Annotated in this window: 10 protein-coding genes and 1 pseudogene; all 11 read right to left on the reverse strand. The window is 54.7% G+C overall.

The window, feature by feature from the left end:
• Positions 1 to 3: 3 nt before the first annotated feature.
• Positions 4 to 936 (reverse strand): TolB family protein, encoded by a 933-nt coding sequence (locus G491_RS34210; protein WP_028315678.1) that lies wholly within the window; start codon positions 934 to 936, stop codon positions 4 to 6.
• Positions 937 to 962: 26 nt separating this feature from the next.
• Positions 963 to 1,994, reverse strand: coding sequence for a DUF3592 domain-containing protein (locus G491_RS0118865; RefSeq protein ID WP_015947055.1), 1,032 nt, complete (start codon positions 1,992 to 1,994; stop codon positions 963 to 965).
• Between the two features lie 30 nt (positions 1,995 to 2,024).
• The gene (locus tag G491_RS0118870) at positions 2,025 to 6,917 is read right to left on the reverse strand and encodes an RHS repeat-associated core domain-containing protein (protein WP_028315679.1); all 4,893 of its coding nucleotides are present in this window, start codon (positions 6,915 to 6,917) and stop codon (positions 2,025 to 2,027) included.
• A gap of 15 nt (positions 6,918 to 6,932) precedes the next feature.
• The gene (locus tag G491_RS36135; RefSeq protein ID WP_028315680.1) at positions 6,933 to 18,869 is read right to left on the reverse strand and encodes a PKD domain-containing protein; all 11,937 of its coding nucleotides are present in this window, start codon (positions 18,867 to 18,869) and stop codon (positions 6,933 to 6,935) included.
• Positions 18,870 to 19,160: 291 nt separating this feature from the next.
• Positions 19,161 to 19,676 (reverse strand): chromate resistance protein ChrB domain-containing protein, encoded by a 516-nt coding sequence (locus tag G491_RS0118880; protein ID WP_028315681.1) that lies wholly within the window; start codon positions 19,674 to 19,676, stop codon positions 19,161 to 19,163.
• The gene (locus tag G491_RS31530) at positions 19,666 to 20,373 is read right to left on the reverse strand and encodes an ABC transporter ATP-binding protein (RefSeq protein WP_051327378.1); all 708 of its coding nucleotides are present in this window, start codon (positions 20,371 to 20,373) and stop codon (positions 19,666 to 19,668) included. The genes G491_RS0118880 and G491_RS31530 overlap by 11 nt, the downstream gene beginning before the upstream one ends.
• Complete coding sequence (locus G491_RS36375) at positions 20,370 to 21,137, reverse strand: ABC transporter permease (protein WP_248635446.1); 768 nt, start codon at positions 21,135 to 21,137, stop codon at positions 20,370 to 20,372. The genes G491_RS31530 and G491_RS36375 overlap by 4 nt, the downstream gene beginning before the upstream one ends.
• Before the next feature lie 186 nt (positions 21,138 to 21,323).
• Positions 21,324 to 21,941: pseudogene (locus G491_RS36755) on the reverse strand (ABC transporter permease); the annotation flags it as partial.
• 3 nt (positions 21,942 to 21,944) lie between these two features.
• On the reverse strand, positions 21,945 to 22,928 hold the full coding sequence (locus tag G491_RS0118895) for an extracellular solute-binding protein (protein ID WP_028315683.1): 984 nt from the start codon (positions 22,926 to 22,928) through the stop codon (positions 21,945 to 21,947).
• Between the two features lie 121 nt (positions 22,929 to 23,049).
• Positions 23,050 to 24,030: a 2-hydroxyacid dehydrogenase gene (locus tag G491_RS0118900; protein WP_028315684.1), complete on the reverse strand. Its 981-nt coding sequence runs from the start codon at positions 24,028 to 24,030 to the stop codon at positions 23,050 to 23,052.
• Positions 24,031 to 24,163: 133 nt separating this feature from the next.
• On the reverse strand, positions 24,164 to 26,260 hold a 2,097-nt coding region (locus tag G491_RS35965), incomplete at its 5' end, for an autotransporter outer membrane beta-barrel domain-containing protein (protein ID WP_028315685.1).

Consider the following 26,260-nt stretch of genomic DNA (forward strand, 5'->3'; position numbering starts at 1 on the left):
CTATCATTTTACCCAACAGGGGTGTGAGCATGTACTTTTTAATTCCGTCACCTGGCGGCTGTCAGCGCCGCCGGCGTCAATCGTCCAGATTTCACGATGGCCGGAACGGCTGGATATAAAAGCGATCCTCGAACCGTCCGGGCTCCATGAAGGCTCCCCGTCGTAGGAGGGGCTCCGGGTCAAACGGGTTTTTTCTCCCTTGGGGTAGGAAACCGCCCAAATGTCGAAATTGCCCTCCAGGTTGGAAGTATAGGCCAGCTTGCTTCCATCAGGCGACCATACGGGAAAAAAGCTGTCCGCCCCATCATGGGTCAACTGACTTTGGCTACCGGTTTTAAGATCAATAACAATAATCTCCTCGATGACTCCCAATACAGGATCTCGTTTAAAGCTGGCGCAAGCCATTAACTTGCCGTCCGGGGAGTAGGAGGGAAAGGTCATCATAGGCGGAAACTTGGTTATCTTTTCCGGCAGCCGGAAGATATCGCCCTCTTTTTTTATTGAAAATATTTCCGCAGCGTCCGCCGGGACGGCCGTGTATTCCACAAAGGCCAGTTCAAACCCGGCGGGAGCCCACGTGGGTTGGGCGTAAATGCCTAAAGGCAGATTGACGGTGTCCGCCTCTCCCGTCAAGGAGTCCATGATCCTGATCTGCTTGCGGCCGCTTACGTAGGCTATATGCTTGCCGCCCGGACGGACCGCTGGAAATCGTTCGGTCTGCGTGGTGCGGGTCAATTGGCTTAGGTATTTAGTCTCGGGCTCGATAACCCACAAGTTCCATTGATCCTGGGCGTTTGCGGCGAAAACAATATCCCCGGTCTTCACTCCTCCGGCGCAGGCAGGGCTGCATAAAGCGCAAAAGGCCAAAAAGGCGCACGCCAGAATGGCCATGGCCTTTGCAGCCTGCAGCCTATTATGAGTATGGACGTTTTTCATTTTTCGCCTATTGCCGTTTGTTGGATTCATTTTGCTATCATATACTCGATGCGCGCCTTTATGGCGCCCAGATAATCTGCATGGGGCGTTTGGTAGTCCCGGTATCCTCTTGAAATATTCAAAGAGCGTCCGGACTGGCTTTGGATGAACATGATCCAGTTTTTTAGTGGATTCTCCTTCCGCCATAACTCCCTATAAAGCCGTATCTCCACGACTTCACTAAACGCCATGGTTTTCTCGCCTTTTGAAAAGCCGACGCGGCTCTCCTCCCTGATCTCCTTTTTATGGGCGTCCACGTACAAGGTGTAGGAAACGCCCAGGGATATGAGCAGGGAAAGAACGGCGGCGCCAATCCATATGGCGCAGCATATGACGCCGTACTGCTGCAGGCCCCAGCCGGGATTGACATCGTCTGTCAACAAGAGCAAGGGCGTTATGCCGATAAAACACCCGCCGAAGAACGGAACGCCCGCCTTCCACATGAGGGACATGCCTGTGTTGAGCTTTAGCACGGCCCCGGAATCTTCCACGCCCGGCGCATTGGGCAAAGGCGAAGCGCCGTCATACGTGGCGCCCACGGAATCCGCAGTCCTGCTGTCATTGCTTTCTTTAAGCATGACAGCGACGGCGAACACCAACAGGCCGACCAACACCGAAACGCCCGCGAACCAATCGCGCAGGAACTCCCTGCTGAGAACCGCCTGGCCGGGATCTTCCGGGTCATAGTACACCGTGATGGGGTCTCCCTGCTTGTAGCGGTATTGGATGCCGCCGTAGGTCTTGAGGGATTTTTCCCTAAGGTGATACCTGTACCCCGTGTATGACCTCCCCTGCACCGTGTAGGAATACTCCAGGTAATATCTCCGCTTTTCCTGGTCGTTCCACCAGCCGTCCTGGGAGACCTTTGCAACCACGCCCTGCACGGACTGCCACTGCCGGCTCATGGCGGATTGCTGAATAATCTGGTGCACGGTCCCGGCGAGAGCGAGGCCGAATACAACGGCCACGACCGCAAAAAGGGGCGTAAGCCGGGTTTGCTTTTTTTCTTCAGGAGCCAAAGTATACTCCTATTTCCAACTTGTTCGCGGTTAACCTCCGAAAATCGTCAATGGCCCGAATGGTCGGTTTATCTCGTAGAAAGTCTGCTCGTAAGTAAACTTCCAGATGCCGACGGTGCCTTTGATGGCGCCTCCGATACTTCCGCCGAAGGTTAGCTTAAGTCCGCTGCTGGAGCCCTCCAGGCATAGGTTCACTGCGCCCGTGACGCTGCCCGAAACATGGGCTTTAACCCAGCCCGAGTCCTTTTCCTCCATGGACGCCCCGAACAACGCCGCAAGCGTCAGGCTGCCGTTAATGCATCCCTTGGCGGAGTAGGAGTCGTTGCAGTTATCCGTGGCTCCGGCCACACTGCCGGAAACTCCCCAGCTAACCTGGGCGACCAGGCCGATAAAGCCCTTGGAGGTAAACAGCCAGTTGTCAATATCCCAGCTGACGCCCCAGGGGGTTTGAATGTAGCCGGTGTCTCCGCTCCAGGAAACTTCCAGGCTGAGTTCCTTGTCAACCCGGTATTCGCCTTTGTGCTTGGTGCCTTCTCCGCAGCATTTTTTACAGGCCTTGTAGTTGAAGGCCACTGTGGGCTCGCCCATGCGCTTGGCGACGAAGTCCGGCAGATACTTTTTCAGAAGCGCGCCGTCAAAGGAGAACGACGCCCCGGAACATTCCTCCGTAGCCGTGCCCCTGGGGTCCACATACCTGGCAGGGTTGGACATGGCATATTCGTAGAGATTCATGCCATCGACAAAACCCTTGGGGTCGGGATTCAGGAAGCGTCCAAGCTCGGGATGCAAATACCTGGCGCGGTAGTAGTAAAGGCCTGTTTCCTCGTCATACCGCTGACCGGTGAACAGGAAGGGGTTGCTTTCGTTGGATTGGCTGATGGAGGAGCCGTTTCCGTCAAAAAAGGAAACCTGGCCGTAAGGCGTGTAGCGATAGGTTTCCACCACGGCCCCGGTGGAGTCGGTCAGCGCGATGGTGGAGCCCAGCACGTCGGCGTGATAGTAAAGGTCTTGCACGCCGCGATGCATGAGGACGGGTTCGTCCAGGCGCATGCCGTACACGTAATGGGCGGTGACCACGCCGGAGACCTTTTCCTCTATCACCCGGCTGTCGTCGTATATATACTCTGTTGTGACGCCCCCGGCGACCTTCTTCACCCTGCGGTTAAGAGCGTCCACCGTAAATTCCGCCATCACCTGGGAGTCGGAATTCCGGGTGACTTTGGTCAACTGGTTTTCGTAATCGTAGGTGTATGTGTAGACTCCGTCGTTAATGAGGTTGCCATTGGAGTCGTAGGAGTAGCTCGTTCCGCCAACGTCGGTGTATTGGCTCATGACGTTGGGGGTGCGATTTTCCGTAACGGAGTTGGTTGTCACCGAGGTCCAGTTGCCCAGGCTGTCCAAGGTCCAGTCTTTTTCAAAGTCAGGAGAAGGAATTTCATGCGAGTCGTTTGGCGGGCCGCGCCGGAATTCCGTCAACCTTTGGGCGTTGTCGTAAGTGAACTGCTGGGAAAGAGCCGCCATGTCCGTGCGCAGGGCGTAAAGCCTGTTGCCTTCATGGTCGTAGCCGTACAAGGCCCCGAGGAATTCCGAGCCCGCGCTTTTATGCGAGATCCCCGTAATCCATCCGATCTGGTTGTACGAGTATTCAATCTCCAGGCCGTTGCCCAAGGTGCGGGTGATGGGCCGGCTGACCGAGTCGTAGTCCCACGAGGCGATGGTCGCTCCGCCTTCGTAGCCAACGCTTTCCAGCTTGTCTCTCAGGGTGTAGGCCTCTACAACGCTAACCCCGGAAGAATAGTTGATGGTGCGGGTGCGGCTGATGACGTCGCTGGAATAGGTGGTTACGGTTCCCGCCTGGTCCGCGGACAGGATGCGTCCGGCGGCGTCGTAGGTCATGGTGACCGTGCCGTAGTTGTTCGTGGCGGTCAGCAGCCTGCCCAATTCGTCGTATGTGTAGTCGTATTGCGACGAGTCGGGGTAGATGCGCGCCGTAATGCGGCCCACCTCATCCCGTTCGTACTGGATGAGCGTTCCGTTTTGATCGGTCTTGCTGATGATCCGGTTGGCCCCGTCGTACGTCACGGACTTTGAAGATCCATTCGCGTATTCCACAACCCGCAGGCGCCCGGCGTCATCGTAGATGTACTCGGTTTCGGCGCCTTTATCGTCCGTCATCTTCACCATGGCGCCAACCGCGTCAAACTCCAGGCTGGCGGTATGGCTCAAGGGGTCGGTAACGGAGATAAGGCGATTGGCCGCGTCGTATTCCTGGGTGGTGACCAGCCCCAGCCTATTGGTGACCTTAACCAGGTTGTACGCCTCATCATAAACGTAGGACGTGGTGTTTCCTCTGGCGTCAGTCAGGGTTTCAGGCTTGTTAAAGGGTGTGTAGGTGACGGTCTGGTGCGCGCCGTCGGCCACGGTGATTTTTGTTTTATTGCCGTTGGCGTCGTACTCGTAGGTCTCGAACAGACCGCTGGTATCCCCCACGGTCTTCAAACGATTCAGCTTGTCGTAGGTGTATTGAATAACATTGCCCGTGACCGTGGTGAAGCTCAGCTTATTGCCGTTTTCGTCGTAGGAGTATGCCTTGATTTCACCCAGGGAGTTGGTTTCGGTAATTACGTTGTTTCTGAAGTCGTAATCAAAAATCGTGGTTTCGTCCAAAGGATTGGTTTCTGAAATCCGCTGCCCAATGCAGTTGAACACCCGGGTGGAGACGATGTCGTCCTCGTCCGCTTCAGGATCCGTATCCGTTATCTTAATAATGACTTTGGTCTGATTGCCGACCGCGTCGTATTCGTAATAGGTGACATTGTCCTCGCCGTCCGTGGTCTTGATCCGGTTCCTTACGCCGTCGTACTCGTAGGAAACCGTGTTGCCAAGCGGGTCGGTCTCGGTAAGCAGGTTGCCCACCAGGTCGTAGGTATAGCTCCACGTTTTACCCCGGGCGTCGATCTTGGTCAGCTTTCTACCCATGGGGTCATACGTGAAGGACGTGGTTCCAAAGGCGTCCGTGACCGTTTCCTTTTGCTTGCGGTCGTTGTACGTCCAGGTTTTGGTGTTTCCCCTGGGGTCGGTTTCCGTAAGCACGTTGCCGAGAACGTCATAGGTGAAGGTGGTGGAATTCCCCAGGGAATCCGTAATGCTCGTTTTGCGGCCTTCCACATCGTAGGTGAAGGTGGTGGTTGCGCCCCTGGGATCGGTGGAAGTCACCCGGTTGCCATTACCGTCGTAGGTAAAGGTTTGGTGGTTTCCGTCCGGGTCTTCTATGTCGGTAACCCGGCTTAACAAGTCGTAGGTTGTCGTCCAGGTATTGCCCCTGAAATCCGTCTTGGTCACCATGCGGCCAAGATCGTCATAGGTGAAGGTGGATTGTTCTCCGTCCGGGTTTGTTATGGAAGTCTGGTTCCCGGCGTCGTCGTAGGTGTAGGTCCAGGTGTTGTTTTCGCCGTCGGTCCTGGTAAGCATCTGGCCTGCACTGTTCCAGGTAAAGGTGGTGGTGCAGGACAGGGGATCGCGGAGTTCAATCAGGTTGCCGCTGCCATCGTAGGTGTTGGTCCACGTATTGCCGCGGGCGTCCGTTTTTGTAGCGATCTTTTGAAAAACGGGATCGTAGGTATAGGTGGTCACATAGCCCAGGGCGTCCGTCTCCGTCAGAATTTGCCCGTAGCTATTATAGGTGTATGAGGTTTCTCCGCCGTTGCCGTCCGTGATTTTGGAGGGCCAGACATTGGCGCTGATTTCGGTGAGGATTTCGGTTCCGTCGGGCAGAACGCTTTTGGTTACGTTTCCGTTGCTGTCAAAGTAATAAGTATACTTATTGTTCAGCGGGTCGGTTTTCTCGGTGTAGCCGGTGAAATACTCATAGTAAAAGATTGCGCCCGGCCGCCCGTAGGACGTGCATTTGTCGTCATCATCATAGGTTATCACCCAGATGGTATTGCCGTTTTTATCCACCACGGAAACCAGGTTATGATTTTCGTCGTAGGTGTATTTGATGCTGTAGTTAAGCGGATCGGATACGCTGACCAGGTTATCGAGCAGGTCGTAGGTGTAGGTCCATTGCCTGTTCAGGTCATCCTTGACCGTTGCGATTTTTCCCGCATCATTAACGGTGAAGGTCAACTTTCTTCCGGAGGCGCTACTGGTCGCCGTTTGCATGGCGCCGTTAGCGTCGTAGGTGAAAGTCAGGGAGTTGCCGAGTATGTCCTCAACCTTGTCCAGGTTTCCCTGGGCGTTAAAGAGGTAAGACGGCCTGGACAGACCGGCTGAGCAAGCCGGGCAGTTCAGGTAATAGGTCCCGTCCGGATTTTCGGTCAAAGTATCCGTAACCGCTGAAGACTTTGGGACGTAAGTTCCGTCGGCATACTTGTCGAACTCCAGGCGCACCCCATTGCCCTGGCGAATAATGACCGTAACGCCTTCAGCGCTTTCGGTTTTAATCAGTTTGGCGGTCAGGTTGGAAACCCAGCCGTAGCCGAACGGGCCGTTGAATCTTTCCTGGGAGTGATACACCCGCGAAAGCCTCAGGGCCGGCCCTACTCCGGCGATATCCAAATCCACAAAACCCAGGGTGAAGTCGCCGGTGTCCACGTACACGGGGGACTTGGTGCCGTCCGGCTTGCACGTATTATTGCAGTCGGGTTTGCACTCCGGCTTGGGCGGCTCCGGCGGATCTTTGGGCGGCGGATCCGGCGGTTCCGGAGGATCGGGCGGAGGCGGATCCGGAGGATCGGGAGGATCAGGCGGTCCCGGGTCCGGGCCGGGAGGTCCGTCGGGCGGAGGATCCGGATAAGTGGTCGTGTTGTGGCCCGAGTCCCATGGGGCGTCGTAGGCCCTGGCCACCCTGGCCTGGTACATGAAGCACATGAAGAGTACCAGCACCAATGCCAGAGCTCGTTTTATGGTTTGGCTATGCATCGCCTGCTCCTTGAATTAATAAAACACTATCAACAATGCATTGGCGTCTTCGGACTTATTGCCCTCCGAATCCGTTGCAATGACCTTGATCCGATACACTCCCGGAGGCACAAAATTGCCTGCGTCGTTCTTTCCGTCCCACTTCATGCTGCTGACCGCTCCCGCGGGAACGTCCGAAGCCGTGACGGTCCTGACAATATAATTGTCTTCGTCGAAGATATTGACCGTGATGTCGGAAACCTTGGACAAATTGAATCCGAATGTGGCTTGATACTGGTCATCATAGGGATACACATCCGGGTTCAGATAGGTGGGCGTCACGGTCAGGTCCGCCACAACCGGCAGGTTGTTCACGATGATGGCGTTAGGCGGCAGATGCCAGCCGAAAACGGCGATGACGTAGTTGCCCGGATCAACCAGGTTGCCGATGTCGTTTGTACCGTCCCATACCAGAACGTAGCTGCCGCCCTTTTGCGGCTTGCGCATGACCAGGGTTTTCACCCGGGTTCCCGCTCCGCTGCTAAAGGGTGCGATGTAAACCGTGACTTCCGACTTGCCGTCCAGGGTATAGCGGAAGAAATTGGTGTCCGCACTGAACGGGTTGAACGTGGCGGGATAAACCACGCTGGGATAGTACAAGGCGGTGTTGACGTTGCCCGTCACATCATAGGTATAGGAAAGGCCGCCCGCCTCATAGTCGATGGTAAAGAGATACACCCCCGACCTGACCAAGTCGCCGGAGTCGTCTTTTCCGTCCCAGGCGTCCGAGTAGTATCCGGGATTGCGCACGGCCTGATCCACCAGCTTACGCACCACGGCGCCCACCCGGTCCTTAATGTATATGGTCACCTTGCACTGGGCCGTCAGGACGGAGTTAATGGAAACGGTTCCCAGGGCCGGATCGAACTGATCCCTGCTTAAGGAAGCAGTAATGCCTGCGGAGGCATTGATATTGACCGTATCCGTATCCTGCAGCCCGTCGTTGTCCGTCACCCGCAGGACGGCGTCGTAGGAGCCAGGCGCGTTATAAGTATGCGTCGTGTTCGGGCTGGCGGCGGAGGAGTAGTCGTAAGTTCCGTCGCCTTCAAAGTCCCACTCGTACAGGACTATGGTCCCGGCGTCATCGGCGCTGCCGCTGAAGGTCACCGCTAAAGCGGTTTCCCCGCTGGTTGGGGTTGCATCCGCATGGGCTGTGGGAGCGCCTATCTCCTTGACCCAGACCTTTACGGAGTCGGTGTCGGTCTTGCCGGAGTCGTCCGTCACGCGCAAGGTTGCCGTGTACTCGCCGACGGCGTTATATGTGTTGGTTGTCGCTCCCGTGCTGGTGGAGGTGAAGTCATAGGTCCCGTCGGTGGTGAAATCCCACTCGAACTTCCTGATGAAGCCGTCCAGGTCCTTACCGAACCCGTTGAACTCCACTTCCAGGGGAGAATTGCCTTCCTGGGGAGACGCCGAGGCGAAGGCCTGGGGCGCTCCGTCTTCGTTGGGAGGCAGCACATTGATGGTTACTGTCGCCGTATCACTGTATCCGCGGTTATCCGTCACTGTCAGGGAGGCGGTGTAGGTTCCGGGCAGCGAGTAGGTGTAGGTGCGTGTGGAGGTCCTGCGGCTGTCCCAGTCGCCCGTGGAGGTATCCAGCACGCCGTCTCCATTGAAATCCCACATGAAGTATTCAATGGTGCCCGTGGGGCTGTACGCATTGGATATGAAGGTCACGGTCATGGGCGCCGTACCCGTAGTGGGGTAAGCCCCCGGCAGGCTTTCAGGGAACACGCCCGCACGGATCACCACGGAGTCCGTGTCCGTATTCCCGTCATTGTCGGTAACCGTCAGGGTCGCCACATACTCGCCCAGATCCGGGTAGGAATGGGTTGTATTCCCGCTGTCCTGGGAGGAGAAATAATCCGTTTGGGCCACGTACCCGTCGATGCCGAAGGGGTCGTAAAATCCCGTGAATGTTTTCAGGAAATTTCCTTCTCCGTCAATCACATAGACCTTTTCCGACCCGTAATCGGAAACCCAAACATTTTGGCTGCCCGGAGCAAGGTAGCAATAGGCCGGATTCGAGAATCCGCTGACCCGCAGAAGCTCCTGAGTGCAGTCCTTGTTCACCCTGACCATCTGGTTGTTGTAATAGTCAGGAATCCAGATGGATTGATCCGCGGGGTTGATCGCCATGTTGTGGGGGCCGTTAACGCCGCCAACAGCCGCATGGTAGATATTCATGGTGTAGTAAGCGACCAGGCCCGCCTCGTTGCGGTCGATTTCGGCGTCCTTGGCGCCGTTTATCTCTTCCTGGGTCCTGACAATGTTCCAGATGCGAACCTCGTCGATCACGCCGTCCCAGAAGTTGCCGACTGACCCGTTGAAGGTGTCAAAGTCGGCGCCTATGAGCGCGTCGCTGTTTCCAAAGTCCAGGGTGGCGGTTATGGGATGAGCGTCCCCGTACTGTGCGCCGTCCACATAGGCTTTCAATTCGTGGGCGTCCGCATCGAAAGTAAGGGCCACGTGATGAAACTGGCCGTCGGTAAAGTTTGCGGCGCCGTCGAAAAAGACGTTATTGCCGTTATCCAGAACCGCGGTCAAAGAATCGGAATCCTGGACCCCGAAATACAGTTCGTTTCCGCCCGTGTTATCTCCCCGCATATACAGGCAGCGCGCGTTGGCGGAATCAGCCACAACCCAGGCCTCTACCGTGAAGTCATATAGATCCAAAGCGCTGTTGGAGGGGATCCGCAGATAATCATACGACCCGTCCACATACAGGCCTTCACTCAGTTTGCCGGCCATGCTGGAGACGTCTCCGGCATTGTTGGCAAAAAGATTGTTGGGACCGGAATCAGCCCGGTACGGCCTGTAGGAATCGTAGGTTGCCGGCGTGTCAGCCGGGAACTTCACCACTCTGTCGCCGTCATGATCCGAGACCCAAACAGAGCGGTCCTGTTCATCCAGCACCACATCCAGGGGATGGTTAAAGCCATAGTAGGTTTTTGAAACCACGCCGCCGGAATCCAGGTTGACGACCTTGCTATTATGCCAATCCGTCACCCAGACGGAGTCGTCCCAGGGATCAACCATGACGTATTGGGGATCGTTAAAACCGCCTATGCGCAAGAGTTCCGATCCGTTCGAACTCAACTTCACCACCTGGTCGTGATAGCAGTCCGCAATCCATACGGAACTGTCGGATGGCGTCACGTCAACGCCTCTGGGATCGTCAAAACCCGTGACTTCCATCAGGACGCCGGAGCCGCCGGAATCGTACTTGACGACCTTGTCCGAGTAACGCATGGACACCCAGGCGGAGCCGTCGTTGGGATCTACCGCCACGTCCCAGGGCCCGTCATAGCCGCCAATCTCGTTTTCCACGGAATAGCCTTTAAGCTGCTTGACCAGGTCGTTGCTGAAAGAGGCGATCCATACGCCCGGAGCGCCGAAGCTCCATTCATATTTGGCAATGGAGCCGTCAGGATCGGAAGAACCTTCAGCGTCAAAGGAAACGGAAAGGGGAATATCACCGGAAGTGGGAGCGGCATTGGCGACCGCATTGGGGACGCCGGCGGCCTTCACGGTGATAAAGACATCGTCCGTTGATTGCAAGCCGTCCTGGTCCGTCGCTCTTAACCTGGCGTTGTAAGAGCCGGGAACGGAGTATATATGAGAGGTCTCGATGTCTGTCGGAGAACTGTAATCATAGTTTCCGTCGCCGTCAAAATCCCATTCATAGAGAGAGATGACGCCCTCATCCGGGTCCACCGCTGAACCGGAGAAGTTGACTGTCAGGCTGACATTGCCCTCCACCGGATTGGCCTCGGCCGTTACGATGGGTTTGACCTGGCTGTCGCCTACCGTGACGGTTTTTGTCGCCGTGGCGGTAAGTCCTTCGTTATCGGTCACACGGAACACGGTATTGTAGGTTCCGGCCGTCGTGTATGTAAAAGAGGCGTCCATGGAGGTTTCGGATATCCAGTCATAGACGCCGTCCCCGTCGTAATCCCACTCGAAGCGAACCAGGGAGCCGTCGCTGTCGCTGCCCCCTCCGTCTAGTGTGACCGTCAGAGGCGCGTTGCCGGAAGTGGGAGTCGCATAGTTATAAGCAATCGGAGGAGTCTTGGCGACGGGCACGGTAACGGACCCGAAATGTTGATCGCCGTTGCTGTCCGTCACCCGGCAGGTGGCGACCCAATCAGCCCCTGTCTGGTACTTGTAAGAGTAATATGGATTGACGGAGGGAGCGGTTTCATAAACGCCGTCCGAATCCACGTCCCATTCGTAGGTCTCGGGATAAACGTCCAACCCCAGGCCCACCACAAAGGCATTGAGCCTTGTGGTAAGCGGCGCAGTCCCCGAAGCCGGTATGGCGGAGCATTCTACGCGGGGCGGACCGACCACGATATTCACGCTGGAATTGTATCCGGTCATGCCGTCGTCATCAGTCACCCGCAACACCGGATTGTAATATCCGGGGCTTGAGAAAGTATAGGAAGTGGACCCGGTTGAGGCCGAGGAATAGTCGTAAACCCCGTCATTATCAAAATCCCATTCGTACAAGGTGATGGAGCCGTCGTCCGTGCCCGTCCCGGTGAAGGAAACGTCCAAAGGCGCATCGCCTGACAGCGGCGAGGCCGAAGCCGTCGCCTGCGGCGGGTTACCGGCGTCCTTGGAGCCATTATCTATGGACACGGCCCTCGGGTAATATAAACCGGTGAGGCGTTTTAATTCCGTTCCGTCCGGGGCGAGCTCCACAACAACGTGGCCGTTGTATTCCACCACCCAGACGTTTCCCGTCTGCTGATCGACTTCCATATCATAAGGATTGACGATTCCGGTTTTACGCACCAACTCCGAGTAAGTGGGGGACACCTTGACAGCGTGCTGCTGATAATAGTCCGCCGCCCAGGCCTGCCCATTGTTTTGATTCACGGACACGCTGGCCACGGAGTCAAAACCGTTCATGGCCCTGGTGGAAGAACTTCCGGGCTGGCATTTAACCAACTGATCGCCATTCCATACCGCGGCCCAGGCGCCTCCGTCCGCGTGGTAAGCGCAAACGTCCACAGGACCGTCCATGCCCGTATAAACCGTGGACCGGAGGGAAGAGTCTTCGACATCCATCTTCCAATAGCCGACAAGCCCGTCCTCCGAGCCCGTAAGAGCCGAATCCTTTGTGCTTTGTATTTCGGCTTTGGTCCTTGTTTTGTTCCAAAGACGGACGTCATCCAGTTTGCCGTTCCAGTAATTTCCTATATTGCTGTTGTAGTAGCTGTAAAAGGCGCCAATGAGCAAATTGCTTTCAGCAAAATCCAGGGGGCCCGAAACGCCGGTTGCTGTGCTTCCGTATTCCTCCCCGTCCATGTAACAATCAATCGTCCCTGCGGAGGAGTCGTAAACAACGGCTATATGATGGAACAGGCCGTCCTGGATGCTGAATCCTCCGGTAAAGTTCTTGTACGTGTCATTCACATAAACGCGAACACTGGAGGAGCCGGTGAATTGAACGTACATTTCATCACCGCTGCTGGAATTGCCGCGCATCAGGATGCTTCGGTAGGCCACGTCTTTACTGCTAAACCAAGCCTCCACCGTGAAGTTTTGCACATCCAATGATGCATCGGAAGGAGCCATAAGGCAGTCGCCTGATCCATCCAGATACACGCTGTTTGAAAACTGGCCGGATTTTATGGAGACATCCCCAAGAATTACTGCGTCATTTCCGTTCGAGGTGGAGTCCTCAATCGACCCCATCATGCCCCCAATCACCGTTCCGGTAAAATCGGCGGTCATGGAGATGACCCGGTCGTTGTCGGTGTCCGTAATCCACAAGGTGCGGTTAACAGGGTCCACGTCCACGCCCTCAGGACCGCCCAGGCCAATGACCTCGGCCTGTTGCACGCCATTGACGTCATATTTGACTACTCTGCCATGGTTGTGGTCCGCAGCCCACACGGAGCCGTCCGCAGGATCCACGGAGATGCGGAGGCACTCATCAACGCCGGTGGCAATCTTATGGAACGGAACCGATGAGTTTTCCATTTTCCAGTACGAGACAAGCCCGGCCTCGGTTCCGTTCAGTTCACTATTCATGTAGGTGGAGATGCTTCCGGAGGATCTTGCTACGTTCCAAAAACGGACGTCGTCCATCAGACCTTTGTAAAAGTCTCCAATGGAGGAATTATAGCCGTCAAAATCAGCTCCGATCAGGAGATGGCTTCGGGAGAAGTTCAGGGTTTTCGATACGCTTTTCTGAATTCCGAATTGAGTCCCGTCCACATAACAGGTCACGGTGTCGGCGTCCGCATCGTGCACAACCGCCACATGGTGATACGAGCCGTCCAAAAAGCTGCCCGAGCCGTCGAAATAATAGTTGCTGTCATCCAGGGTGACCTGAATCGTGTCGGCGTCATAAAGCCAGACAAGCAACTCGTTGCCCCCTTGCGCGTTTGTCCTCATGAACAGGGCCCTGCCTGTGCTTATCGGCTTAATCCACGCCTCGTAAGTGAAGGATTGTACGTCAAAGGAGGGATCGTATGGCGCAAGAATGTAGCCGCCGTCGCCCGTATCCAGGCCGTTGTTAAAACGTCCGGTAGCAGTGATTACGGATGTGGAGCCGAATATGCCTCCGTACCGGGATGCGTCCACATCGTCGATCGTATACTCTACGTTGACGTCGTAGGCGTCAAAGACCCCGGCGTCCAACAAAACCAAGCGGTCTTTGTATCTATCGGAAACCCACACATTCGAGGTCGCGGGGTCCACCTCCACATCAAAGGGATCGTCAAATCCTGTGATGGTCGCCAGCAGGTCCCCCTCCCGGTTGTATTTCTTCACCTGGTCGTGGCTGGTGTCCGCCACCCAGATGAACGTATCGTCGCTGGAGGACAGCACTGCAATAGCTTCCTTAGCCGTGGCGGTCTTTCCCTCATTATCCGTAACGGTAAGAATAGCCTGATATGCCCCCGGGGCGCTGTATGTGTGGGATACGCAATCGCCCACAAAGACATCGTCCAGATACCAGCCATCGGCTGTCGTTCCTGAATTGGCTAAAATCCGGAACTTAATTTTTACTGTGGAGTTTCCTGCGTAGGAGGATAGGTCAAACTCCCTCCTTGTCCAGGAGTTCTGCAAAACGTTATGGCCTGTGTAATATAACTGGGTCCAAGAGCCGCCGTCATTGCCGGAGACATAGGTATAAATATAATCGCTATCGGCAAGTGCGTACTTTTCCCAGTAAACAAGTTTGGGCGCCGTCGCTGCAGAAAGGTCTATGGTGTTGGACTGAAGTTCATAATCCGTGCTGGGGTCGAAGTCTCCATTGGGAGAGTCCGTCCACGAGTAAGACCCGGAATGAGCCTCCTCGGTCGTCCTGCTCCAAGTCCCGGTTGCCGTTCCATTATTGTAATCCAATTCTGCATCGTCCCCGAAAGCCGTGGGAGGAGTAGCAAAATCGGCATCTGACAGGCCGTCGCCGTCGTAATCCATGGAATAAGAGCTGATCGATCCGTCCGGATCCTGGCCATGGATAAAGACGCAGACGTCCAACGAGGCCTGGCCGCGGGTGGGATCTCCATCGAGCATGGCTTTCGGGCTTCCGCTTTCGGAAACCGTTATGGAAACCGTGTCCGTCCCCGTGAGGCCGTCGTCATCCGTCACCCGCAAGGTTGCGGTATATGTTCCGTCCGAGTTGTATACGTGATTTGCCGACGCCGTACTGGTGGAAGAATACTCGTAAGATCCGTCGCTGGTAAAATCCCATTCATACTTGACAATCTGTCCGTCGGCGTCCGAGCCGGAGCCGGAAAAGGCCACAGTCAGGGGCGCAGAACCGTCTTTGGGGGCGGCCTGGGCATAAGCGACAGGATTGGCGTCGGATACCGTGATGGTTAGGCTGTCCGTTGCGGTATTGCCGTCCGCGTCAGTCACCTTTACAGTGGCGTTGTAAACGCCGCCCGAGGAATAAACATGGCGCACAGGGCCGACGGAGGGGGAGGAATAATCAAAGCTGCCGTCTCCGTCAAAATCCCATTCATAGAGAACGATAGGACCGTCCAAATCTTGAGCATCTGCCGATAAAAAGACTTCCAAGGGAGCGGTTCCCGCCGCGACCGAACTTGCAGCGGTCACGGTAGGCAGGGCTCTGACCGTAATTTGCACGGTATCCGTGGAGGAGAGGCCCTCGGCGGTGGTGACCGTCAAAGCGGCTAAATAGACGCCTGGAGAATCGTAGGTGTGGCTCAGGCTGCCGCCGTTGGCGGTAGTTTGGGTGGCGCCTGCTTTCTGGGCGGCGTCAACGTCCCTCGGATAATTAAATCCGGTATATTTCCTGATTTCCTGGCCGTCCTCATCCAGCAAGGTCACGTAGTTGCCGTAATAGCTGCTGACCCAAACTTGTCCGGCCCGCCAGTTCAACGCCAGATAATAGGGATCGTAAAAGCTCCCGCTCCGGGACAATTCCGTTGTTCCGTCCGCTGATATATGAATGAGCTTGTCAGAGTTCGGAGTAATCACCCAAACGGTATTGTCCGTGGGATCCACAACGATTTCCTCGGGACCGCTGATCCCGCCGACCACCGTATGGCTTCCCGTATCCAGGGAAATGTCGTAACCGTCGGGAACCGAGGCGTCCAATCGGATGACATTGCCGGCGCTGGTGTTGGAAACCCAAATGGTCCCGTCATTGGGGTTGACCGCTACTCCTTCGGGATAAGAAAAACCCTTTACGGATTTCAGAAAGGCTCCGGTCGAGTCCAAATGAACAATGCGATGCTTGCTTCCGTCCGCAATCCAGACGGAGCCGTCCGAGGAGTTAATGGAGGCCATTTTGGGGCTGCTGAATCCGCCGTATTCCGCCAGCTTCTCTCCCTTGATGGAGTACTTGAAAACCTTGTTTGCATTGGAGTCGATAAGCCAGACAGAGCCGTCGGACTCGTCCACGGACACATATGAGGGATAGTTGAATCCCGTAATTCGTTGAATTTCATAACGACCGTCCGCACTTAGCAAAACCAACGCGTCGTTATAGGAGTCAGCGACCCACACCCGTCCGGTATTGGAATCAACCGCCACAGAGTATGGATAGTAAAAGCCGTCCACTCTCGCCAACTCTTTTGAACTGCTTGAAGAAAGGCGTACGACCTCATGGGCGTAATAGTCTGCAACCCAAACGTATTCCTCGCCAAAATTCCACTGGTAGCTCGTTATGGTTCCGCTTATAACCTGCCCGGAGCCGGTAAAATTAACCGTCAACCCAGGAGCACCGCTCGTCACGTCCGCGCTCAGGTTCGCTATGGGCCGGTTGTCCGGTTCTATGGTCACATCGTATTGGGCATAGTCCTGATAGCCATCATTATCCGTCACCCGAAGCCTGACCGTGTAATCTCCGGTTTCCGTAAACTGATGGTCTATGGTGGGATTGGTGGTGGAGGTCCAGGCATATCCCCGGGTTTTCACAGTGACGTCGTCAATCCACCAACCGGTCGCCTCCGTGGTGGTGCTGTTGGAGTAGAACCGGAATTTAAACAGCACGTTATCCTTGCCGCAGTAATTGTCCAGACTGAGAATTTTCTGTTGCCAGCCGGAGGAGACCTCCCAGTAATCGTACCAAATATAGGACCAGCTGGCGCCGTCATCCAACGAATAGGAAACGTAAACGTAATCGTAGTCCGGCATGTCCATACGATGCATAAAGCTGAGAGTCGCCGTGACAGCCTGAGTGAAATCAAAGGGGCCGAATACCAAATCAGCGTCTAAGTTATTTGCATAGTTGCCGTAATGGCCCGTGCTCCAGCACCTGGAGCCGCTGTAGGCATCCGTGGAGCCGATCGCCCAGGGGGATTCAGCTTCCCAATTATTGTTGTCCGTCTCCATATCGTCGAAGAAAGCAGTCTCGACGTCTCCCAAGGACCCGTCAAAATTCCACTCGTAGGTTGCTATGCTTCCGTCCGCATCCGTGCTGGAGTTTCCGCCGAAAGTAATGGTCCCGGGAGCGTAAGCGGTTGTCGTCGTGGAAGTTATAACAGCGACCGGCGGGGTCAGGGTAACATCGATGGACACAGAGTCAGTGTCCGAGAGTCCGTCGTTATCCGTGGCGCGGAAAACAGGGGAGAACGTTCCCGCATTGGAATAGGTAACGGAAGTCTGGCCATTAACAGTGGATTGCCAATCGTAAGTCCCGTCCCCGTCAAAATCCCATTCGTAATAGACGACGCTTCCGTCTGCGTCCGTGGCCGTTCCGGTCAAGTTCACCAGCAAGGGGCGCTCTCCGGATTTAGGCGTGGCTGAAGCCGTGGCTTTGGGGGGCGATTGGGAAACCATAATCTGGATGGATTCCGTGTCGTTGGCTGCTCCGTCGGTAACTTTAAAAACAGCGTTGTATACGCCAGCTTCACTATACACATGCTGCACGTTGCCGGTGGTCTCGCTGTAGTATTCAAAACCGGCGTCCCCGTCAAAATCCCACTGGTAGGTATCCACCTTTCCATCCACAGGATCAATGAACGTCCCGGTGAAATTCACCGTCAACGGAGCAGTTCCCGTCACAACGTCCGCCACGGCAATCGCAGTCAGACTTCCCGCCCGAATCACCAGAGAGCAGTCCGTGGCTGTCAGGTATTCGTTATCCGTCACTCGAAAAATCGGCGTGTAAATGCCCGGAGTGTCGTAGGAGTGGTCCGTGGTTCCGGTGTCGGCCGAGGTGTAATCAAATACGCCGTCCCCTTCAAAGTCCCACTCATACTTGACAATCTGTCCATCCGAATCCGAGCCGACGCCGGTAAAGGTCACATTCTCGTCCAAATCGGGAGCATTTTTGCTGGCCGAAGCTTCGGCCGTGGGGTACCGCGACATGGTTTCATCAGGAACAATTGCCAGAGAGGTAATGCTGTAGATGCCAGACATGGTTTCCAACAGCGCGCCATTGGGGGAAAGGCGTCTTATGGTAGGGTCTGAGTTGGCCATCACCCAGCAACTTCCATCCAAAGGATTGACCGCCAGGCTTTTTGCGCTGCCTACTCCTGAATATTCACAGATTAGCGAGCCATCCTTTGTGTAGCGAAACACCTTGCCCAGCGAGTCGTCTATAACCCAGGCACTGCCGTCCGTGGGATTGATCTGGACGAAAGTGGGATTGCTGTATCCCGAAATTTCCACCAGCTTGACATCGCCCGTGGAATTGAATTTCATCACTTTGTCGTTATACGTGCTGGCCACCCAAACCGTTCCATCCGAATAATTCGCTGAAACGCAGGTGGGCCAGTTCATATCCGCAGAGGCGCCGGAATTCGTAACCACGAAATGACTGCCAGAGTCGGAGCCGACGTTGTACCCGTCCGGTACATTCTCATTCAAACGGACGACGCGGCTGGCGCCCGTGTCGGCCACCCATACTATGCCGTTCTCCGGGTCTACCGAAATGCCGTAAGGCGTGGTAAAACCGGTTATGACTTTATGAAACCCAGTGTCGGTGGAAATATTGTACCCGTCCGGGATGCCGGGGGCTAATCTCACTACTGCGCTCAAAGAGGAGTCCGCAATCCACACGGACCCGTCCTTGTAGTTAACGCTGGCTTTTTGGCAGTAGACTCCATTAACGGTGACAAGCCTGGACCCGTCAAAGCCGTCTACCTTGCATATCCGGCTGTTGTTGGATTCCGATACCCAGGCTGAGCCGTCCGCAATATCCGGGGCGACAAAATTAGGATAGTTAAACCCGGTCTTCTCCCACAATATGTTGTTCTTGTCGGAAATTTTGCGGAGGGTGGTATAGTAATCAGAATAGTTATTGGCAGCCCACAGGCCGTAAGACACGCCTACTCGCCCAAAGTGCGTGGAAAGCATGTTTAGATCAGCAGCATCAATGATGCCGTTCCCATCCATGTCCGCTTGCGGATTCCAGTTGGCGTCCCCGGAGGAAGAACCATTGGCCAGACCAAAACTGATAAGATCATACCCATCCACTCGGCCAGACCCGTTTATATCTCCAGGCAGGGCTTGGGCTAGTTGGGGGCTCAGAAGCATAGCCGCCGCAACACCTATCAGAATTAATATCGATATTTTCCGAGGCATATCTTTCCTCCAAGGCGTGAACTGACAAATCAGGAGAACCGCCGGCCCCAATACGTAAAGGGGCTGCCAAAACAGCTCTCCTGTTGCATCCCGCAAAAAGGCGCGCTCCTTAAGAGCATGCTATTTTTTTAAAACTTTAAAGGTCGTGGTCAAAAGTTAAAACAAAAAAAACCAGTATCCCCCTCACGGAGCATTTTCCTCCAGGATACCGGCGTCAGTCATGTATAAAGCGTCAAAATAACGATCCGCTTTTTCAAATATCACTCCTCGATCCGATTCCGACTTAACCAGATCGAAAAAATAAAGCTCAATTTCAGAACTCTTTTTATACCGCTTTGCTTCCCACGTGTTTAATTCGATATCCCGCACCAGCAAGGCGATTTGTTTCAACTTGGGGTCTTCCAGATGATGCGCGGCCATTAGGTTGTCAAAGGAGGATTGATTGAACTTGCGCCCCATGCCTGCGTCGGGCGCGTCAAAAGGCGCCCCCTCTTCAATGGGCGTGCCTTTTGGCAACACTTTAATCGCGGCTCCAGGCGAAATATGCCTTTTAATCAGCCACATAGAAGCCAACTTATCCACTTCAAATCCGTCCCACGTCACATATACAGCCGCCTCCATTCCAAACGAAGGCGGACATAAAAATCCGATGGAATGCATTATTGCAATCAATATTAGGCAGGTCAATTTATTTCCCATATCTATCCTCCTCGAAACATTCCAAAACCTCTTTTCGAGTGATTACCCTGTCTTTTTTATTGATCCAAAACCTTTTTGTCCGGCCTGAAACCATAATCGCCATGGCGTCGGCCCTTTCTATGGCTTCATTGACATTATGAGTCACCATAATACTGGCAATATTTAGAGTGCGCACATGCTCTAAAAACAAAGAAAGCAGATCTTCTTTGATAATTTCATCCAAATTGCTGAAAGGCTCATCCAACAGAAGCCGACTAGGCTTGGACGCCAGAGCTCTTGCAATGGCCAGACGCTGTTTCTCCCCTCCCGATAACTGGTCCGGATAATGCTTCTCCTTGCCGTCTAACTTCATCTTGGTCAGCAGGTCCTTTCCGGTTTCGCCGTCTCCCCTTTCAACAAAAGCAATGTGCTGCGCCACAGTCATGTGCGGCCACAAGGCCAAAGACTGAAAGATCATTGATGTTTTTCGCTCTTCAGGCGGCGCAACAAAGGCGTTCTTCGTCGCAACCTGGCCGGATAAAATGACTTCCCCTGAGTCCGGTCTTTCCAGGCCTGCAATTATCCTGAGCAAGGAGGTTTTTCCGGCGCCTGAAGGGCCCAGTAAAGCAAGGCATTGTCCGGGCTCAGCCTGCAAACTCACATCTCTAAGAATAGGCTTCTTATTCCTGCTGAATGAAACCTGGTTCACTTGGATCATCTCCAGGCTCTCCTCGATAGGAATTTATAGATGAGAAGGAGCAGCGCCAGGGACGCGGCCGTTAACGCCAGTAAAAACAAACTGAGGGCGCAAACCGTCTCATCCGCTCCATAGTGAAGATAGTTGTAAATCGTAATAGGCAAGGTGGATCGACCCGGAGCGACAACCAGCAGGCTCGTGCCAAGGTTGGATAATGATAATACGAACCCGACAGCAAAGCCCGCAATCAGCGGGGGCGCCGTTAACGGCAGAAGTATCCTTGTTGCAACCTTCAGGGGACCGGCGCCCATTCTGCCAACGCTTTCCAGGTCTTCATCCACCCTCTTTATCCCAGCTGAAATCACCTTGATCACAAAGGGGCTGTACGCCGCTATCATGGCTAATATCAACAACAGCGAGGTTCCGTATACGGCGTCAAAAATAGGTTGGTTCCACAAAGTGATAAACCCTATGCCCAACACGATGGAAGGTGCGCCAAAGGGCGTCTGGATTAAAAAATCCAACAAGCCCCTCAGTCCGCCCCTCATTCGAACCAGACAGTACGCCACAGGAAAGGAAAAAAGCGCCATGCCGCCTGCGCTTGCGGCGGAGGTCCACAAGCTGTACCAAACCGCCCCGGCGCCCCCCTTCCATGCATTCTCATAGTTGACCAAATTCCCGGCGCCCTTCAATAATGCCAGAATGGGGGCCGCCAGGGCAAGAAATGTTATAACCGCTGGAAAAAGGGCCGAGATATAACGGCGCCTTCCAAGGGAGTATACCATGTCTCCGCCTTGGCTTCTCCCTAGATTGACATAGGATTTTTCGCCCATATACCGCATTTGGGCCCAAACAAATATCAACGTCGTAAAAATCAGCGGCAAGGATAATATTGTAGCGGATTTCTCATCATAGTAGGCGCTAAAAAAAATAAATATTTCAAGTGGATATACCTTTAAACGCAAAATATCCGCCACTTCAAAATTGATGATTGTAAAAACAAAAACCAAAATAGCCCCGCAAGCTATATGCGGAAAAAGCAAAGGCAAGGTTACTTTGCGAATCGCCGCCCACGGACCGCGGTGAAGCCTGGCAGTTTCCTCCAGACTCTGATCCATGGCCTCCAGCCCTGACGAAACCAGCAATGTAACAATCGGGTAAAAGGAAAGAATGAAAATAAATAATGCAGCGGGCAAGCCGGTCATTCCGGTCCATCCTGAATCCATGCCGCCCTGTATGTATTTGGACCAGACAATTGCCTGAATATATGGAGGGAGAATAAGGGAAAGCCAGTAAACTTTTTTAAAAAAAGAGCGGCCCCAGACATCAGTGCGATGCAACAAAAAAGACATGGGCGCCCCAAGGATTATGCATCCCAAAGAGGCGCCCACGCCAAGTAACACGCTTCGGCCTAAAAGAACCCATTGCCTGGAGGTCAGCTTCAACAAATGCAGGTTCTCAAATGATAGGCTTCCTTCCCCGTTCGTTAATGCGCTGAAAAGCAGCATCAAAAAGGGAGCAAGCACAAATCCTGAAAAAAGCAAGGAAAAGGCCAACAGTTTCTTCCGGCCCATGAGGTTCTCCGCCATGAATTACCGCATAAATATTTCCTGGCAAAACTTCGCGGAAGGCTCCAGATACCCTGCCACCTTGGCATAATCAACCTCCATGGCCTTGAACCCTGGAGGCGAAGATCCCTTGCGAAGTGGAATTTGTGCAGACTCCCCTTCCTGCAGAGCCTTTTCCGTTTCAGGCGATAACAGATAATCGATCAGCTTTTTTCCGGTCTCAGGATGAGGGGCGCCCTTGATCATCATTACCGTGTTTGGTATCAATAAGGTTCCCATTCCGGTCGAGTCAGGAAAAATCATTTGAACCGGGTCGCCCTTATCTATGGCCACCTGGGCGTCGTCAGTGTCCGTAAATCCAACGGGAACCTTTCCCTGAACCACCAGATCCCTGGTAACCGAATTGCCGTCAACCACCAGCACATCATTGGCTGCAAGCCCTTTCAGGTAAGCCTCCGTCTTTTCGGTCCCTATATAGTCATAAAGCGCAGCCACATGCATAGCCGTGGTGCCGAATAACGGATAGGCTATGGTTACCTTTCCTTTCCATTCCGGCTTGGTAAAATCCAAAATGGAAGGCGGCAAATCCCTTTCCTGGATCATGGTGGCGTTAATCAAAAGAACTCTCGCCCTGCCTGCAAATCCCGTCCAGTAGCCGTCCTTATCCTTAAAGGTAGCAGGAAAATCATCATAGTACACGGACTTGTAAGGAGTAAGCACGTCCTCCTTCAAAAGTTGAATAGTCCGGATGACCTCGGAATTCCAGAATACATCGGCTCTGGGCCTCCTTTTTTCAGCAATCAAACGGTTAACCAATCCAACTGTTTTGCTTGCCTCCACATCATACATAGCAAGAACTTTGATCCCCGTGTCCTTTTCAAACTTCTGCAAAATAGGTTCGCTGAACATTCGGTCCACTGAAGTGTATACAACCACTTCCTCCGCCGACGCGCTCGTCGCCAGCCCCCCTGCCAGCAATACTAACAATAATATGCGCCAGTACTTCATTTTCCCCTCATACTCTTGATTTGGGTGGATTAAATGGGTTTCTTCCTAAATCCCTTAAAAGATCTTCATAGTAAATACCACAATGTAGTATTTTCTTTCAACTTATTGTAGCAAGATAACATTACATATATGTTAGTACTTGAGGATTCAAGCAGGTTGGAGGATTTCCGCCCTCCAGCATTGCCAACAGGTTCTTCGCGGCAAGTAAAGCCATATTGCTTCTCGCTGTGTCAGTAGCGGAGCCTGTGTGCGCCGCCAATACCACATTATCCAACTCGCGCAGCCCAGGCGTGAGCTTAGGCTCGAATTCATATACATCCAAACCAGCTCCTGCAATCTCGCCGGACTTAAGAGCTTCGACCAAAGCAGACTCATCCACAACCGGTCCTCTGGCCGTATTTATAAGATACGCCGTATTTTTCATCTTTTTAAAAGAGTCGGCATTGAACATATGCCTGGTTTCCGGCGTGAGCGGGGTATGGAGGCTAATGAAATCAGACTGCGTCAATAATTCATTCAGTTCAACTTTTTTGGCGTTTAAAGCCTTTTCAAAATCAGGCTTTTTGGTTCGGCTGAAATAAAACACCTTCATATTAAAACCTTTTGACATTTGAGCCATGGCGCGTCCAATGCGGCCGGCGCCCACAATGCCTAAGGTTTTTCCGGTTACCTCAGCCCCTATAAACTGCAACGGGCTCCACCCCTTCCAGGAGTCATTACGCACCAGTTTGTCTGAAGCCGGAATATGCCTGCAAACCGAGAACAATAATGCCCAGGCCATTTCAGCAGTGGCGATTGTCAGTACATCCGGAGTATTGGAAACAGGTACGCCGCGCCTCGTGGCTTCTTCCACGTCGATATTGTCAAATCCAACGGCGTAGTTAGCATAACCTTTCAGCTTTGGCGCAGCATTAAAAAATGTCCCGTCGATTCTTTCGGAAAGCAGGCCGATTACCCCGTCTGCATCCGCAATTGCCTCAAATAACTCATCCTGTGTCAAAGGCCGGTCGTGGGGATTTACCTGAACCTCGCATGTCTGGCTTAGCAGTTCTATCCCCTCCTTTGGGATTGCCCTTGTGACGTAAACTTTATGCTTTTTCATAGATGAACTCCTTAACCGGCGTGGAAGCAAAGGAGCCCCAGGCGGGGGGTCCGCCTGGGGCTCGTTGAGTTAAAAGGGGTGAGGCAGGCCCCGGGGAAGCCCGTTAAAGGCTTCCCAAAGGCCTGTGTGTTTATTATTCGTCGTCTTCCGGGGTGATGCCCTTGCCTTCGATCACGAACAGGTCGTCGAACGGAGCAAAGACAGAATCGCCGAACACGTCCAGCTGCAGCACGTAAGGCCAGATCTCGTTGCCGATCACCGCCTGGTTCTGAGCAATGCCCTGGAAGTACCAGTCCGTGAACTGGTTCACGCCGTCCACAACTCCGCCCACGCCGGGAGCTGCGCCAGGCTCTTCGGAGTTGAACAGCACCAGGCCCGGGATTCTTTCGTCCGGGTACAGGGCGTACACGTCGCGGCCCTGGAGGTTGGCGGACAGCCAGCCGTCGTCCAGGCCTCCGGCCTCGATGAACAAGGCGCCGGTGACGTCCACGTCAATGGGCAGCTCAAAGACGCCGATGGTGCCGTTGGTGGCCTGCAGGTAAGCCCAGGGAGCCGAGATCACCGTGGTGGTGTCCACATCCAGGTTCAGGATGGATCCGCTGGTGATGATCCGGACCGTTTCGCTTCCCCTCACATCGCCCACAAATGCGTTGCCGTACACGTTGTCCAGCGGCGTGGGATCGATGTTTTCCAGGTACACGTTCCCGTTGTTCGGGTTGGGCGCCAGGCCATGGTCCGCCTTGACCACCACAAAGTCGATGTCCACCGGGTCGGGGTACGTGCCCAGGCCCTGCTGGATGAAGGTGATATTGCCGTCGCCCGTGGTCAGGCTGTTCACAACCACCCGGCTGTCGGCTTCGTTCCACAGGATGATGTCGCCGATCGTGGTGTCCGCCGTGATGAAGTCCGCCTCGGTTTCCAAGGGGGCGTTCATGCCGATGCCAAGGCCTGCGTTCAGGTCCATGGTCGTGGCCGTGATGTCGATGTCCAGGAGCGCATCCGGTTCCGCCTGCAGGTCGTCGATGAACCCGGCCGCCGTGATGCTCACCGTATCGCCCAGAGCCGTGATGCCGCCCGCGGCCGTTCCGATGAGGATGTCGCCGTTAGGCGTGGTGTTGGTGATGGTGATATTACCGTCGCCCGTGGCTGCTCCGCCGGCCGTGGCCAGTTCCACAGTCAGGTCCGTGGTTCCGGTGTAGCCTTCTTTGGAGTACTGGTCAAAGTTGATGTCTCCGGAGCCCGTGGTCAGGGACGTGATGGTCACCATGGCCGGGGTGGACGCTTCGTTGTCCAGGTCAATGGCGCCCGTCACCGTGTCCGCCGCGATGGTGTTGGTAATCTCCATCTCGATGGCTTCGGTATTGCCGATGCCGTCCACCGCGTTCAGGTCCACGTTGGCTGCGAAGATGTCCGCATCCAGTTCGTCGGTCACGTCGTTGATGGCGCCCGAGCCCGCCGCCGTGATGGTCACGTCGTTGCCGATGGCCGAGACCACGCCCAGGGTGATGTCGCCCTTGGTGTTGGTGATGGTGATGTCGCCGTTGTCGGTCCGGGCCAGGGTCACCAGCAAGTCGCCGGCGGCCGTGCTGTCGTAGTTGATGTCGCCCAAAGCCGTGGTCAGGCTGTTCACCGTCACAAAGCCCGTAGCGCTGTTGTTCAGGTCAATGGCGCCCGTATCCGTGTCCGCGTCCACCGAGGTGGTCGTGGCCAGGTTGATGGCCGCAGTGGCGCCGATGCCCGTGTCCGCATCCAGGTCCACGGTCGGCGTGGTGATCAGGGCGGAGCCGGTTCCGTCAATGAAGCCGTCCGAGTCGATGGTCACCGAGGTCAGGCCGGTCACCACGTCCACCCAGATGTCGCCGTTCGCGCCGTTCTGCACATACACGTCGTCCTGGCTGGTCACCCGGGTCAGGATGATGCTGTCGGTCTCATGGATGGTCACGTCGCCCACCGCCTGGATGTCCGCGGATTTCACCGTGGTGTCCACGTTGGCGTAGCCGGTGATGGCGCCACCCGCGTCGTTGTCAATGATCAGGGCGGAACCCGCTGCGATATCCGTGGTGGAGTCGCCGTCGTTCTGGACGCTGCCGTTGGGCAGGTGCAGGCTGACGTTCGAGCCCGCATCGATCTCGTTCACAATGATGTCCCCGGCGTTCAGCAGGGTCACGTCCACGCTCTTGCCGGCGTCAATGTCCCGGAGGGTCACGCCGTCGAACTCTTCGATGACCAC

The sequence above is a fragment of the Desulfatibacillum aliphaticivorans DSM 15576 genome, from assembly GCF_000429905.1.
Lineage (GTDB): Bacteria > Desulfobacterota > Desulfobacteria > Desulfobacterales > Desulfatibacillaceae > Desulfatibacillum > Desulfatibacillum aliphaticivorans.

What these genes read in the sequence shown, in the direction of transcription:
- G491_RS36375 (WP_248635446.1), bottom strand. Translation starts at nt 21,137, where the DNA reads ATGGTATACTCCCTTGGAAGGCGCCGTTATATCTCGGCCCTTTTTCCA.
- G491_RS31530 (WP_051327378.1), bottom strand. Translation starts at nt 20,373, where the DNA reads ATGATCCAAGTGAACCAGGTTTCATTCAGCAGGAATAAGAAGCCTATT.
- G491_RS34210 (WP_028315678.1), bottom strand. Translation starts at nt 936, where the DNA reads ATGAAAAACGTCCATACTCATAATAGGCTGCAGGCTGCAAAGGCCATG.
- G491_RS0118880 (WP_028315681.1), bottom strand. Translation starts at nt 19,676, where the DNA reads ATGGGAAATAAATTGACCTGCCTAATATTGATTGCAATAATGCATTCC.
- G491_RS0118895 (WP_028315683.1), bottom strand. Translation starts at nt 22,928, where the DNA reads ATGAAGTACTGGCGCATATTATTGTTAGTATTGCTGGCAGGGGGGCTG.
- G491_RS0118900 (WP_028315684.1), bottom strand. Translation starts at nt 24,030, where the DNA reads ATGAAAAAGCATAAAGTTTACGTCACAAGGGCAATCCCAAAGGAGGGG.
- G491_RS0118870 (WP_028315679.1), bottom strand. Translation starts at nt 6,917, where the DNA reads ATGCATAGCCAAACCATAAAACGAGCTCTGGCATTGGTGCTGGTACTC.